Source organism: Tumebacillus amylolyticus, from assembly GCF_016722965.1.
In the GTDB taxonomy this organism is placed as follows: Bacteria; Bacillota; Bacilli; order Tumebacillales; family Tumebacillaceae; genus Tumebacillus; species Tumebacillus amylolyticus.
The window spans coordinates 1086423-1099642 of sequence record NZ_JAEQNB010000001.1 but is presented as its reverse complement, the minus strand read 5'-3'; the positions used below and the strand labels follow the sequence as shown (position 1 = coordinate 1099642).

Genomic DNA, 13220 nt, shown 5'->3' with positions numbered 1-13220 from the left:
CGTGGATCGATTCTCTATCTGTGTGTTTTACATGAGGAAGATCGCGACGACCGTTGCAGCGAGCAAACCTGTCATGACGGGCAGGAAGTTTCGCCTCGTTAACGACTCCGGATCAATGCCCGTCACCCCGGCGATGTCCAGTACGCCCCAGGGGACCAGCGTGCCGCCGCCGCTCCAAATCGAAGCCATCTGACCGAGTGCTGCCAGCACGGCGATGTCGACGCCAGCCGGTGTGCCCAGCGCTTGAGCGAGCGTCCCGATCATGACGAGACCGGAGAAGCCGGAACCGTCCAGCCCCGCGATGATGCCGACAAGAACGATGATGATCGCGACCGGGACGGCCGAGAGCGGAACGACGGTCGAAAGTGCCTTGCCGAGATCAAACAAGAAGCCCGGTGCTCCATCTCCCAGCACAAGCGGTGAAATCTCAGGCGACCCGAGAAAGAAAAACGCCGCAATCGGGATGACCGGTGCGAAGATTTTGATCGAGAACTTGAAGCCTTCTTGCAACACTTCCATTAAGACTTTGTGCGCTTGGAAGCGGTACTCCCCCAGTGCCATCAACACCAAGAGCATCAGCCCGACTCCGCCGATCATCGCCGTCGCATCTCCGCCGCGCAGGGACATCCAAATCGTGGTGACGATAACTGCGAGGAACGACAGCGGGACGAGCCCTGCGGAAATTCTCGCGACGAGCGAGAATTGTGTGCGTTCGACTTCCGCTTCTTGCACTTCGGCGACGAGCAGACCTTTTTTCATATCGCGACGCAATTGCCAGAACGAAAGCCCGGTTGCGATGACGCCCGTCACGATTACGAGCGGAATCGAAGCGGAGATCATGTCAGACACGGAAACGCCCGCCGCTTGCCCGGTCAATTTCGGAGCGCCTTGAATGACAAAGTCACCGGAGAGCGCGATACCGTGCCCGAACAAATTCATCGCCGCCGCGATCCCGACCAGCGGCAATCCGGCCCGCAACGCGCCGGGGATGAGCATCGGACCGACGGTCATCGTCGCCGGAGTCGGCCAGAGAAACGCAGAGAGCAATCCCTTGACCGCCCCGATGCCCCAATAGGCACCCGTCGGGCCTTTGAACAGTTTGCCAATCGGCTTCATCAACAGATAATCGGCGCCGATCTTCTCCATCATACGTAGCAGGGCGATCATCAGCGCAATGATCAAAATGATGTCAAAAAGCGCCTTGCCCGCCGTCAAATTCGCCGTGAACAGCGTCTGGCCCGCCGCGATGAACGAGCCCTTGTACACCCAACCGATCAAAACCGTCCCCGCCACACAGACGGCGATCACACCCCGACGCAAAAACATCCCGAGGATGACCAACAACACAACGGCGAGGTAGATCCAATGCGAGAGCGTCAGTTCCACAGATACTCCCCCCTGGTAGTAGGCAAATGCCCTTTCTTGTGAGCAGTCTATGGAATGGGCTTGGGTTTGGTGCGGATCATGAGAATCTATGTAGATTTGAATCATATAAAAAGAGGATTTCTTCAAATAATTATAGAAACACTTACTACTTGTATATTATGTTTTATAACCAAGGAGGATTTTACTCTCATGAATACGTTGGACTCCTATCTCCATATCGCAAAATACTTGCCCGAATTGCTCGTGAAGCAAGACCTCGCCATCTGGGCGACCGACCACGAGAAATTTCTGATCTTCGACATCCACGGACGCTTTGACATCCCGATCAGGCCGGGCGATGCCCTGACCCCCGGAGGCACGCCGGCTCTCGTCATTCAGAATCAGGAAAAAATTTCACGCTTGGTTCCGCGTGAAGTCTACGGCGTCATCTGCCAGACGACCGCGATTCCCGTCGAGGGGGGCTGTATCGGCATCTCGCTGGGTGTGGAAAACGAGCACACGCTGCAAGAGTCGCTGCAAGACCTCGACAGCGCATTTGAGCAGATCGGCACGTCCGGTCACGACATCGCCGACAACGCGGGCGGCCTGTCCGACTTCATGGCGTTGCTGCTCCAGACCGTGACCCAAACGAACGACGAGATCAAGAAGATCGACAACGTCGGGAATTTGATCAAAAACATCGCCGACCGCTCCCGCCTCATCTCGCTCAACGCCCTGATCGAATCGGCGCGCGCCGGGGAGCAAGGCCGTTCCTTCTCCGTCGTCGCCAAGGAAATGCAGAAGCTCTCCGAAGAGACCGCCAAGTCGATCACCAATGTGCGCACGACCCTTGAGAACATCCACACGCTGTTCTCCCAAGTGCAAACCTTGATCCACGAAGCGGAGGGCAAAGTTCGCACCCAATCGGCCGCCACGCAAGAGATCGCGGCAGCCCTTGAGGAAGTCGCCGTAACTGTGCGCGACATCGGGCAACTCTCGAAACTCATCTAGTAAAAAAAGTCACGACCCTGTCTTGCAGGTCGTGACTTTTTTCATTGCGGGCCGCTCTGAAATCGCTTGCCCGGTCGTGCTCTACTCGCGTCCCAGATGTTTGCGCCACGAACCACTGGTGACCTCCTGACAGCCTCGGTCGTCCGTCCAGACGTACACCCAGCCGGAACGATGATGGCTCATGTCTTTCACATGCACCCGTTCGTACTCATTGTCCGCGTGGCTCGGGCCGAAATACTCCTCGAGTTCGTCGAACTTTTTCAATCCGGCGCCCGTGATCAGGTACCACTCGCCGACAACTTCATAGCCGTTCACGTCGTCGAGGATGAGGGCCGGATACCCGTTGCCGGTGTCATACAACCGGCCGCGTACCGATCCCGGTTGGACCGCTTTCAAAAACGGGGCGATATGGTGGTGGTTCCGCTCGCCCGCGAGCACCGACCCGTAGACGAATACGTCGATCATGGTGATCTACAACTCCTTCCCGTCTACAGCTTAACCGCATCTCCCATCATAGCAAACTATGTTCGAAAAAGGAGCCTCTTGACTGAAGATTTCGAGCAAGCAAGCCAATCCCCAGAATCGCCAACAATCCAGCTCCTCCTCCGCAGACAAAGACAAGCATCGGAAACCCGAGATCTCCTCCCGTTTGGAACAACCACCCGCCTGCACCTTGACTGAACCCGCCGCCGAGCGCCATGGCAACAGACGCAACACCGAAGTAGGTGCCGTACACTTCCTGATCCGCCAATCGCGCGGTCAACTCCGAACTTGCAGGTTCCACGATCATCGTCCCCAGCGAGAAGATCAGAAATCCGACCAAGAACAGCGGCAACCCGTGCGCAAATCCCAGCACCACCAAGCCGGATGCCGTACACGCAAGCCCGATGCGCATCTGTGTGAGAAGCTCGACCCCGCGCAGACGGCGGTTGACGGGAACTTGCAAGAGCATGATCAGACACGCCATGATCAGATTGACCAGCGACACGGCCCGCACGTCGCCCGTGATGGCGATGACCTGCATCGGAATCGTCAAAAAAGACTGCATCGACATGAAGTAATGACCGCACATGAGGAGGACGAACAACAAAAACGGTTTATCACGAAGCACGATCCTCCACATCGAGAGGAACGGCAACGGCTTGCTCTGCGCATACACGGACGGCATGCGAATCTGGGTGAGCAACGCCGCCCCGAAAAACAACAAGCCGCACGCAAACGACAACAGGCGGAAGTCGAGGTTGATCAGCAGTGCGCTCAGCGGAGCGGACAGCGCAAGCCCTGCTTGTGCAAAAACTTTGCGGGCTGCATAGACCCGACTGAGGTCGGCAGGTTCCGAAAGCGCCGTCAGCACCGCATCGCGCGTCGGCTCGAACATCGCTCCGCCGAACCCGGACACCGCCGCCGCAGCGATCAATCCGATCGGATGGTCGGTCAACCCGAACATCGCAAACCCGATGCCGCGCACGACCATCCCCCAGACCATCAACCGCTTATAGCCGAGCCGATCTCCCACCATCCCGGTCAAAAACGTCAGACCTTGCTGGCTGAGCTGCCGTGTCATCAACAACACGCCCGCTAAAAAAGCCGTCCATCCTAAACTATGCGTCAAGTAGTACGAAAGATACGGAATCAGCGCATAAAAACCGAGCGACATCAGCAGGATGTTCACCAGCGTCAACGGTATCCCCTGCGGAAAACTGCGAATCCATGAAAGGGGCTTCAAACCCATGATGCATCACCTCGCCTCCCATCGTACAAGGAGGAGAGTCCATTCGTAAAACGAAACTATTGAATAGGTTCTATTCAAAAACTTGATTCAAGGAGGCTTCCCACCCGTTCATGGAACTCGACCAGATCCGCGCTTTTCTCGCCATCGCCCAGACGAAAAGCTTCACCCGCGCCGCAGAGCAACTCCATGTCGCGCAGTCGACAATTACCACGCGCATCAAGCTCTTGGAAGAAACAATCGGCAAGCCGTTGTTCACACGCGATTCGCGCCGTGTGGAGTTGACGCCCGCAGGACTTACGTTGCAGCCTTACTTGCAACGGGCGCTCGATCTGCTGCGCGAGGGGGAATTGTCGACGTACTTGCAAGGCAAATTCGATGAACGCTTCACGGTGGGGGCGCTCAGTTCGATCTGGCAATTTACGTTGTATCCGTTGCTGTTTGAGTTTCGCAGACGCCATCCTGAAGTGGCGTTGCGCACGATAACGGGGCACTCCGATGATATCGCGCGGCGGATGTTCGACGGGCTGATCGATCTCGGGCTGGTGTATTTGCCGCCGCATCATCCGGAGATTGAGGTACAACCGTTGTATCGGGACTCCATCGTGTTGGTCGGCCCGCCGGACTTTGATCCGGGGGTGGATGTGATACCGCCGGAGATTTTGCCCGACCTGCCGTTTCTCTTCATGAACTGGGGCTCGCCGTTCTCGGAGTGGTACGACTCGGAGGTCGGGACGGGGTTTCTGCATGGGTTTCAAGTGGATGATACACAGTTGCTGGTTCATGCCATTCGTGCGGGAGAAGGCATCGGGTTCCTGCTTCAACACATCGCCGACGACTTGGAAGCGCAAGGCATTGTGAAAAAACTACCCTTCCGTCCCCGTCAGCCCATTCCCACCCGCAACGCCTACTTGATCTACCCGAAACGCAAAGCCAAGTCCCCCGTGCTTCAAGCATGGATTGAACTTTTCCAAGATCAACGGCATCAACTTCCCCAGATAAAAGGCGATTGAGCGCTTGTGCTCAATCGCCTTTTTTCAAATGCGTTCTGCGTTCATACAGCTCGTCTATTTCTTTTTTTCTTTGATGAGTTTCTCCATTTCGTTCAACTGTTCTTCGAAGACTTTCATCGCTTGCTCAATGGGCTTGGGCGTGGACATGTCGACGCCGGCGTCCTTGAGGATTTGGAGCGGGGGCTTGGAGGAACCGGCGGCGAGGAAGTTTTCGCGGATGCGCGCAACCGCCGGTTGCCCCTCTTCCAGTACTTGTTTGGCAAGCGCTGTGGACGCCGCAAAGCTCGTCGCGTATTGGTACACGTAAAAACCGTAGTAGAAGTGCGGCACCCTCGACCATTGCATGCCCACTTCCGGATCGGCGACGAGCGTGTTGCCGAAGTACTTTTTGTGAATGTCGAGGTAGAGAGCTTTGAGGGTTTCGGCGGTCAACGCTTCTCCCTTCTGCTCCTTCTCATGGGCGATCTTCTCGAATTCCGCAAACTGCGCTTGGCGGAACAGCGTGCCGACGAACGTTTCGAGGTATTGGTGCAGGAGGTAGAGCTTGTCATCTCGGGTCGTCGCGTGCTTGTACAGCGACTTGAACATCAACGTCTCATTCATCGTCGACGCCACTTCCGCCGTGAAGATCGGATAACCGGAATAGAGATACGGCTGCTTCTGCTGGGTATAGTACGACTGCATCGCATGCCCCAGTTCATGCGCCACCGTCGAGACATCGTCATAATGCCCTTGGTAGTTCAACAGCACGAACGGATGGGTGTCATAACATCCCCACTGGTAGCCTCCGCCCCGCTTGTCTTCTGTGGAGTAGACGTCGATCCAGTTGGAGTCGAACGCTTTTTTCAAAACGTCCACATAGTCGTCGCCCAGCGGTTTGAGCCCTTCGAGCACCATGCCTTTTGCTTCTTCAAACGGGATGTAGCGTTGGTCATGCGACGAGATGGGCAGGTAGAGATCGTAGACGTGGAGTTGGTCGAGGCCGAGCAGTTGGCGTTTCAAGTCCATGTAGCGTTGGAGCAGGGGCAGGTTTTTGTGTACGGTGTTCAGCAGTTGGTCGTACACGTCGGTCGGGATGCCGTTGGGTATGAGGCTGGCTTCCAGCGCGGAGTCGTACTTGTGAACGCGGGCGGCGAAGTTGTTGGCTTGCACTTCGGCAGAGAACGTGGAGGAGTACGTGTCTTGGTAATGCTCAATCACGCGGTTGTAGAGTTCATACGCGTTCTTGCGAAGCTCGCGGTCGTCCTGTTGCATGATCGCCGAATAATTGCCGGGCGTCAGATGGATATCGTGTCCGTCCTTGGTGCGAAGGGTGGGAAAGAGGATGTCTTTTTGCAACATCGTGTAGATTTTCTCAGGAGCCTTCGCCAGAGGGTGCGTTTGCGCGAGGACAGACTCCATCTCTTGGGAGAGGGTGTGCGGTTTGGTTTTCAGCGCGTCTTCGAGGAACGGCTTGTAGGCGGCGAGCTTCGGGTCGGCAAAAATTGTCTTGACCTCCCCTTCCGAAATCGCACAGAGTTCCGGCATCACCCAAGAGGTTTTCTCGCCGACGAGGGTGGCGAGTTTTTCGGCGCGTTCGTTTAAGGCTTGGAGTTTGGAGTCGCCCGTGTTGGTGTCAAAACTCAGCTTGGCGTAGACGTGGACTTTGTCAAACACGCGGCTGAGCACGGCGTAGTTGTCGAGCATCGCTTTGACTTGCGCGGGATTTTTCAAGTGGCCCCGATAGCGGCCGAAGTCGCGGAGCAGGGCTTCGACTTTTTTGCAGTCTTGCTCCCAAGCGGATTGGGACGGGTAGATGCTTTGAAGGTTCCATTTGTATTTGGCGGGCACTTCGTCGCGTTTGCGATAGCCGGGAGCGTTGCTTCCCCCGGTCGGCTCGGCGACGGCGAAGTCGCGAATTTCAACGGGCGGTTGCTGGGTCGGCACGGCCGCGTGCGTTGTGGAGGCCGGGACGTACAGCGTGGTCAAGGCGATCAACATCGCCGAAAGCGTCGTCAACGATCTTCTCATCGGTCGCTCCTCCTCGGGTAGATAGTACCTATTGTGATTCCCTGAAATCACCAAACCCATGTGGAAGAGGAGGAAAAAAAAGCCCCCGTCCGTCATGCGGACGAGGGCTTTGCTTTTTACTTCCCGGCGGCGAGGTCGCGCACGAGTTGCGGGAGCCAGTCGTTCAAGTTGGTGAAGGTGTAGCCGGCGTTTTGCGCTTTGGCGGTGTTCATCGCCCACGTGGTCGGGACTCCATAGGGAGAGCCCTCGGCACCCGCTTGGACGAGTGCTTTTTTGCCGGTGGTCTCTTCGATCAGGGCGAGCAGGTCGCGCATGGCAATCGTGCCGTTGGCACAGGCGTTGACCGGGCCCTTGATGTCGGCCGTTCCGCACCAAGCGATGAAGTTGCCCGCTTCTTGCGAGGTGATGAAGTTCATTTCCGCATCGAGGTTCGGCATCTCAAACGCAACTTCTTGAGCGACATGCTCGACGTGGAAGTGCAGACGGCGGGTGTAGTCGTCGAGCCCGACGACGATCGGGATGCGGACGGCGACGACGGGGAAGTCCGCTTTTTGGAAGAACACGGCTTCGGCGAGGCGTTTGCCTTCGGTGTACGAAAACTCGGTGTACGGGCCGTATTTGATATCGTAGGTGCACGGGGCGAAGCCTGATTCGGACCAAATCTCTCCGGTTGCATCGTAGACGGACAGGGTCGACGTAAATACATAACGGCCGACTTTGCCGCTCAGGACATCGACGGCGTTTTGCGCATCGGTCGGGCCGTAGCAGATCTGGTCGTAAACGAGGTCGTAGGACTTGCCTTCCAGAGCGGACGCGAGCGAGTCGCGGTCGAGGCGGTCGACGGTCAGACGCGTAACACGATCACCGAAGGAGTCCTCGCTTTGACCGCGGGTTGCGACGGTGACGTCGATGCCCTGTTCCAACAAGGATTCTACGAGATGCTTGCCAAAAAAGCGGGTGCCGCCAAGGACGAGAGCGGTTTTCTTCATATGTATCCTCTCCTTTTTCTGGGTGGTATTTCCATTGTACCATTAGAAGTGAATGTTGTGATAAGATCAATTTGTAAGTATTTTACGTTGAAAATGGGGAGAGATACCCGATGAGTCGTGAAGTTGATCAGGAATTTAACGGGACATTTACCGAGGGTGACGTCGAACGGCACAAGCCGTGGACGATGTTGCAGGATTGGGAGAATCTGTGCTTCTTGCATTATGCGTTCGACCCGGAGGCGTTGCGTCCGCACATTCCCAAGGGGATGGAGTTGGACGTGTATGAAGGTCGAGCGTACGTCTCGGTGGTGCCTTTTTATATGAAGCGGATTCGACTGCGTCTTGAGCCGGACTTTCTCTCGATGCACTTTGGCGAGTTGAATTTGCGGACGTATGTGGTGGTGGACGGTCGTCCGGGGGTGTATTTCTTCAGCATTGATGCCGACTCTTGGTTGGGGTCGGTGATGGCGAAGTTGATGTACCATCTGCCCTATTACGATGCGAGTATCTCGTTGGAGGAAAATGACGGGGTGTTTGAATTCCACAATGTGCGCGGGGGCGACGGTCCGGCGGCGAACTTCTCGTGTACGTACCGTCCGACGTCCGATGTGTTTATGGCGGAGGCGGGGTCGCTTCATGCATGGTTGACGGAGCGCTTCTCTCTGTTCTCGACTGATGAGCAAGGGTCTGTGTTCCGTGGAGATATTGAGCATGGGAAGTGGCCGTTGCAGCATGCAGAGGTGGAGATTCAGGAGAACCAACTGTTTGAAGCGGCAGGTCTGCCCCAGCCGTTGGAAGGTCCGAAGGCGTACTTTGCGAAGGAGATCGTGACGCATTGCTGGCCGTTGGAGCGGATTAAGTAAAAAGAAAAACCTCGGTCACCAGACGGTGCCGAGGTTTTTTTTACTTGCGGCTGAGGCCGACAGCTTGTTCGACTTTGTCGAGGGTGGCGTTGGCGACTTCGTTCGCTTTGGCGGCACCTGCGTCGAGGATGTCGTCGAGTTGGGACGATTCGACGAGGTTGTGGTAGCGCTCTTGGATCGGTTTCAGTTCGGAGAGGACGAGCTCGGCGAGGTCGCCCTTGAGCGCGCCGTAGGTCTTGCCGGAGTACTCGGCTTCGATCTCCTCCAACTTGCGGCCTGCAAGCAGCGAGTAGATGGAGAGCAGGTTCGAGATGCCCGGTTTGTTTTCTTTGTCAAAGCGGATCGCGTTGTCGGAGTCCGTTTGCGCGCGCTTGATTTTCTTCACGATGTCCGCTTCCGAATCGAGTAGCGACAGGAACGACTGCTGGTTCGGGTCGGACTTGGACATTTTTTTCGTCGGCTCTTGCAAGGACATGATGCGTCCGCCAACGCTTGGCAGTTGGATGTCCGGGATGGTGAACACTTCGCCGAAGCGGTTGTTGAAACGCTGTGCCAAGTCGCGGGTCAACTCGATGTGTTGCTTCTGGTCGTCGCCGACCGGCACGACGTCCGTCTGGTAAAGCAAGATGTCGGCAGCCATCAACGGCGGATAGGTCAAGAGACCTGCCGGGATCGACTCTTCACGACCGCGTGCTTTGTCTTTGAACTGAGTCATGCGTTCCAGTTCGCCGACGTAGGAAATCGTCTGCATGATCCAGCCGAGTTTGACGTGCGCCGCAACGTCGGACTGAACGAACAGGACGACTTTTTCCGGATCGAGGCCGATGGCGACGTACAGCGCCGCGAGACTGCGGGTGTTGCGACGCAGGTCGGCCGGGTCTTGCGGGAGGGTGATCGCATGCTGGTTGACGATACAGAAAAAGCAATTCTCTTGCTCTTGCAACGCGAGGAACTGCTTCATCGCACCCAAGTAGTTGCCCAGCGTAATCATGCCACTGGGTTGAATCCCGGAAAAAATATTTTTCATGACACTCGCCTCCATCTTCTCTGCTCTCCGTTTTTCGGTGTGCCTGCGGGCTTCTGATGCGGCTTATTTGCCGTCGAAGAGTCCGCCTTTTTTATGTTGCTTGGTGACTTTCATCGCTTTGGCCTGAATGTCTTTGTCGGCGCGTCCGAGGCCGCGTTGGCCTGCGCTCTTGGCTTTCTTGGCTTCGACGAGTTTGCGCATCATATCAATGTTTTTGTCTTGGTCGCTCATGGTGTCGGTTGAGCCTCCTCGTTTATTCGTTCGCCATCTCGCGGGCGCGGGCATTGGTGGCTTCGACTGCACCTTGCATCATTTCAGAAAAACGACGCTCGTCCATCACGCGAAGCCCCGCTGCCGTCGCACCGCCCGGCGTTGTCACACTGTCTCGCAAATCGGCAGGGTCTGCGCCCGTTTTCAGCATCGCCGCCGATCCGTAGATCATCTGGGCGACCATGCGGCGCGCTGTTTCCGGTGCCATGCCGTATCCTTGTGCCGAAAGTTCCAGCTCCTCGACCATTCGATAGAGAAACGCCGGAGCACTGCCGGTAATGGCGGTGAGATCGTGTACTTGTTGTTCTGTGCATTCTACCGCTTCGCCGATTCCTGCGAGGACCATGTTCAGCACGTCGCGCTGCTTGTCCTCGACGTGTCGTCCGCAGGTGAACAGGGTGATCGACTCTCCGATGCCCGCTGCGGTGTTCGGCATGATCCAGACGACGGGCGTGCCTGCGGGAAGCGTTTCTTCAAGCAGTCCGATTCCAATCCCGGCGGCGACGGTCATCACCAACTGGCCCTTGATGTAGGGTGCGAGTTGAGTCAGCACATCGCGATGGTTCTGCGGCGGCATCGCAAGCAACACGACATCCGCTTTGGCAACAGCGTCTCGCCAATCGGTGGTGACGCTGACGCCGTATTGGTCGCGCATCGCGTGAAGCCGCGCAAGGTCTGAGCGGTTCGCGACGACGATCTCCTCTATGTAGTCCTTCTGTGTACGCAATACACCGGCAAAAATCGCTTCCGCCATTCGTCCTGCGCCAATGAACAAGATCCGTTGCTTCCTCACTGATCTTCCTCCCATCATACTGGCATCATTATACTTTGCAATCTCGCAGAAAAAAAGTCTCTAGTTGAATCTGTAACTGTTCTTTGACCTGCGCAAATTGCGTCTTACGATGCCCGTTGGCGCCTGAGGGGTGGGGAAAACCGAGCAGACAGCGCTCCCGATCGAGCACGCCCTCGTCGATGAGGGTCGCGAGAATGTCCGCGACGCTTTTTCCTAACGGGATGAGGAGCGGGTTGTGCGTGAGTTGCTTCCATTCATGCGGAAACTTCTCATAGGCGTAGGTTTTCAAGATGGGAGTCGACGCAATCTGCGGTGTGTGTCCGGTGTAGTTGCGGCCTTTGACGAACACGGGGTCGTGGATCAGCGACGTGGTATGCAGCAAGTCGCGCCGGTCTGAAAAAAGGTGGGCTGCCGTTGGGACGCCCACTTTTTCAGGAAGCCCGAGGTCGTCCAGCATCTCGATGACGTTCTTGCGCATCGTGCCTGCAAGTCCGGCAACTTCCTTGGCGCGGCGGGCGATCTCGTCGAGGGAGAAGGTTTGGGCTTGCAGGTCATCGCGCACCTGACGAAACGAGAGCTCCATCTGCTGCCAGCCCGGCGTGATGCCGACGATGCAGACTTTGGCCGCCGTGTTGATGTAGTCGTTGTGCGGGGCGTAGTAGATCTCCACACTTCCCTGCTGTTGAAGTCGAAACGCCGGCGTCAACAAGTCCTCCTGCCGCAGCTTGCCGTGAGCGGGCAACGCTTCGATCTTCGGCAAAAAACGCTCCAGTCGGTACGTCATCATGTTGATGCCTCCCAACATTTCCAAGTACATGGATTGTAGCACGGAACGGACATACTTTCACTGTCAATTCAAATGGAAAGACAGGGATGCAGAATGAACAAACACGACATCGTTGAAGAAATTCGCAACCACTCCCTCCGTCTCGACTCGCACGACGATCTCGATGAGTTGGTGGATGCAATTGGAGATGCGCAGATCGTGATGCTGGGCGAAGCGTCGCACGGGACTTCGGAGTTTTACAGCTTGCGGATGGAGCTGAGTAAGCGCCTCATCGAACGCAAGGGGTTCAACTTCATCGGCGTCGAAGGCGACTGGCCCTCTTGCTACAGCCTCAACCAATACGTAAAAAACACCTCCGGCGCACCCGGTTCCGTGCGCGAAGCTGTCGGTGCCTTCAACCGCTGGCCGACGTGGATGTGGGCGAACCAAGAAGTGATGGAACTCGGGAAGTGGATGCGCGGGTTCAATGCGAACCGCGACGAATCAAAACGCGTAGGCTTCTACGGACTGGATATGTACAGCCTGTGGGAGTCGATGGAGGAAGTCTTGAAGTATCTGGAGGAGACGAACTCCCCCGAGCTGTTCAAAGCGAAGCGTGCGTTCGCCTGCTTCGAGCCCTACTCGCGCGAAGGACAGACGTATGGCATGGCGGCGGCGTATCTGCATGAAACGTGCGAGGAGGAAGTCGTCAAACTCCTGACTTCGTTGCAAGAGCGCCGTTTCAACGGACGAGTGGAGAGCGAAGCGGAGTTGAGTGCCGAGTTGAACGCGATGGTCGCGGTGAATGCGGAGCGCTACTACCGCTCGATGGTGCGCGGCGGCAACGACTCGTGGAACATCCGCGATACGCATATGGTCGAGGCGTTGAACCAGTTGATGCGCTTCCACGGCACGGGGGCGAAAGCGATCATCTGGGAGCACAACACGCACATCGGCGATGCACGGGCGACCGATATGGCAAGCGAAGGCATGGTCAACGTCGGGCAGTTGGTCCGCGAGCAATACGGGCGCGAAAACTGCTATGCGATCGGATTCGGTACTCACCGCGGCACGGTCATCGCCGCTCGCGAATGGGGCGCTCCCCTGCAAGTGATGCCCGTCCCCAAAGCGATCCATAATTCCTGGGAAGACTTGATGCACAGAGCAGGAGCTCACAACCAAATTCTCTTCCTCGGGCCGGAGAATCCCCTGTTCCAAACCACCGTCGGGCATCGTGCGATTGGCGTGGTCTACTACCCTGAGTATGAGCGCGGGAATTATGTGCCGTCGAATATGGCGGAAAGGTACGATGCGTTTGTGTATGTAGATGAAACGAAGGCGTTGCGTCCTGTGGTGGTCGAAGAAGTTGTCGTCTAAATGACTC

General features: G+C 56.6%; 13 protein-coding genes. 4 read left to right on the top strand and 9 right to left on the bottom strand.

The features are described from left to right. Positions 1 to 27 precede the first annotated feature (27 nt). Positions 28 to 1386 (bottom strand): hypothetical protein, encoded by a 1359-nt coding sequence (locus JJB07_RS05020; RefSeq protein WP_201631705.1) that lies wholly within the window; start codon positions 1384 to 1386, stop codon positions 28 to 30. 189 nt (positions 1387 to 1575) lie between these two features. On the opposite strand from JJB07_RS05020, the gene JJB07_RS05015 reads away from it, so the two are divergent. Next, a complete protein-coding gene (locus JJB07_RS05015) occupies positions 1576 to 2376 on the top strand; it encodes a methyl-accepting chemotaxis protein (RefSeq protein WP_201631702.1) in 801 nt (266 codons plus the stop codon). An 81-nt stretch (positions 2377 to 2457) separates the two neighbouring features. Here the strand turns inward: JJB07_RS05015 and JJB07_RS05010 are convergent, their stop codons facing one another. Together JJB07_RS05010 and JJB07_RS05005 are read right to left on the bottom strand one after the other, a co-directional pair. Next, the gene (locus tag JJB07_RS05010; RefSeq protein ID WP_201631699.1) at positions 2458 to 2841 is read right to left on the bottom strand and encodes a gamma-glutamylcyclotransferase family protein; all 384 of its coding nucleotides are present in this window, start codon (positions 2839 to 2841) and stop codon (positions 2458 to 2460) included. A 46-nt stretch (positions 2842 to 2887) separates the two neighbouring features. Next, complete coding sequence (locus tag JJB07_RS05005) at positions 2888 to 4108, bottom strand: MFS transporter (RefSeq protein WP_201631697.1); 1221 nt, start codon at positions 4106 to 4108, stop codon at positions 2888 to 2890. 110 nt (positions 4109 to 4218) lie between these two features. Here JJB07_RS05005 and JJB07_RS05000 point away from each other — a divergent pair, with 110 nt between their 5' ends. Beyond that, the gene (locus JJB07_RS05000) at positions 4219 to 5118 is read left to right on the top strand and encodes a LysR family transcriptional regulator (protein WP_201631694.1); all 900 of its coding nucleotides are present in this window, start codon (positions 4219 to 4221) and stop codon (positions 5116 to 5118) included. Between the two features lie 54 nt (positions 5119 to 5172). Here the strand turns inward: JJB07_RS05000 and pepF are convergent, their stop codons facing one another. Continuing rightward, on the bottom strand, positions 5173 to 7128 hold the full coding sequence (pepF, locus tag JJB07_RS04995; protein ID WP_201631691.1) for an oligoendopeptidase F: 1956 nt from the start codon (positions 7126 to 7128) through the stop codon (positions 5173 to 5175). Between the two features lie 116 nt (positions 7129 to 7244). Next, entirely contained in the window at positions 7245 to 8117 is an 873-nt protein-coding gene (locus tag JJB07_RS04990) for an NAD-dependent epimerase/dehydratase family protein (RefSeq protein ID WP_201631688.1), read from the bottom strand. Between the two features lie 110 nt (positions 8118 to 8227). Here JJB07_RS04990 and JJB07_RS04985 point away from each other — a divergent pair, with 110 nt between their 5' ends. Continuing rightward, a complete protein-coding gene (locus tag JJB07_RS04985) occupies positions 8228 to 8980 on the top strand; it encodes a YqjF family protein (protein ID WP_201631686.1) in 753 nt (250 codons plus the stop codon). 40 nt (positions 8981 to 9020) lie between these two features. Here JJB07_RS04985 and trpS read toward each other — a convergent pair whose 3' ends face one another. The 4 genes from trpS to JJB07_RS04965 all read right to left on the bottom strand — a co-directional run bounded on the left by trpS (position 9021) and on the right by JJB07_RS04965 (position 11857). Next, positions 9021 to 10007, bottom strand: a complete 987-nt coding sequence (gene trpS / locus JJB07_RS04980) for a tryptophan--tRNA ligase (RefSeq protein ID WP_201631683.1) — start codon at positions 10005 to 10007, stop codon at positions 9021 to 9023. A 63-nt stretch (positions 10008 to 10070) separates the two neighbouring features. Next, complete coding sequence (locus JJB07_RS04975; protein WP_201631680.1) at positions 10071 to 10238, bottom strand: hypothetical protein; 168 nt, start codon at positions 10236 to 10238, stop codon at positions 10071 to 10073. Positions 10239 to 10260: 22 nt separating this feature from the next. Continuing rightward, the gene (proC, locus tag JJB07_RS04970) at positions 10261 to 11070 is read right to left on the bottom strand and encodes a pyrroline-5-carboxylate reductase (RefSeq protein ID WP_347338315.1); all 810 of its coding nucleotides are present in this window, start codon (positions 11068 to 11070) and stop codon (positions 10261 to 10263) included. 28 nt (positions 11071 to 11098) lie between these two features. After that, positions 11099 to 11857, bottom strand: coding sequence for a hypothetical protein (locus JJB07_RS04965; protein ID WP_201631675.1), 759 nt, complete (start codon positions 11855 to 11857; stop codon positions 11099 to 11101). A gap of 93 nt (positions 11858 to 11950) precedes the next feature. Here JJB07_RS04965 and JJB07_RS04960 point away from each other — a divergent pair, with 93 nt between their 5' ends. Next, complete coding sequence (locus tag JJB07_RS04960) at positions 11951 to 13213, top strand: erythromycin esterase family protein (protein ID WP_201631672.1); 1263 nt, start codon at positions 11951 to 11953, stop codon at positions 13211 to 13213. Positions 13214 to 13220 lie beyond the last annotated feature (7 nt).

Bases quoted from the DNA above. Each gene is read 5' to 3' on its own strand.
- JJB07_RS05015 (WP_201631702.1), top strand. From the start codon at position 1,576: ATGAATACGTTGGACTCCTATCTCCATATCGCAAAATACTTGCCCGAA.
- JJB07_RS05010 (WP_201631699.1), bottom strand. From the start codon at position 2,841: ATGATCGACGTATTCGTCTACGGGTCGGTGCTCGCGGGCGAGCGGAAC.
- JJB07_RS05005 (WP_201631697.1), bottom strand. From the start codon at position 4,108: ATGGGTTTGAAGCCCCTTTCATGGATTCGCAGTTTTCCGCAGGGGATA.
- JJB07_RS05000 (WP_201631694.1), top strand. From the start codon at position 4,219: ATGGAACTCGACCAGATCCGCGCTTTTCTCGCCATCGCCCAGACGAAA.
- pepF (WP_201631691.1), bottom strand. From the start codon at position 7,128: ATGAGAAGATCGTTGACGACGCTTTCGGCGATGTTGATCGCCTTGACC.
- JJB07_RS04990 (WP_201631688.1), bottom strand. From the start codon at position 8,117: ATGAAGAAAACCGCTCTCGTCCTTGGCGGCACCCGCTTTTTTGGCAAG.
- JJB07_RS04985 (WP_201631686.1), top strand. From the start codon at position 8,228: ATGAGTCGTGAAGTTGATCAGGAATTTAACGGGACATTTACCGAGGGT.
- trpS (WP_201631683.1), bottom strand. From the start codon at position 10,007: ATGAAAAATATTTTTTCCGGGATTCAACCCAGTGGCATGATTACGCTG.
- JJB07_RS04975 (WP_201631680.1), bottom strand. From the start codon at position 10,238: ATGAGCGACCAAGACAAAAACATTGATATGATGCGCAAACTCGTCGAA.
- JJB07_RS04965 (WP_201631675.1), bottom strand. From the start codon at position 11,857: ATGATGACGTACCGACTGGAGCGTTTTTTGCCGAAGATCGAAGCGTTG.
- JJB07_RS04960 (WP_201631672.1), top strand. From the start codon at position 11,951: ATGAACAAACACGACATCGTTGAAGAAATTCGCAACCACTCCCTCCGT.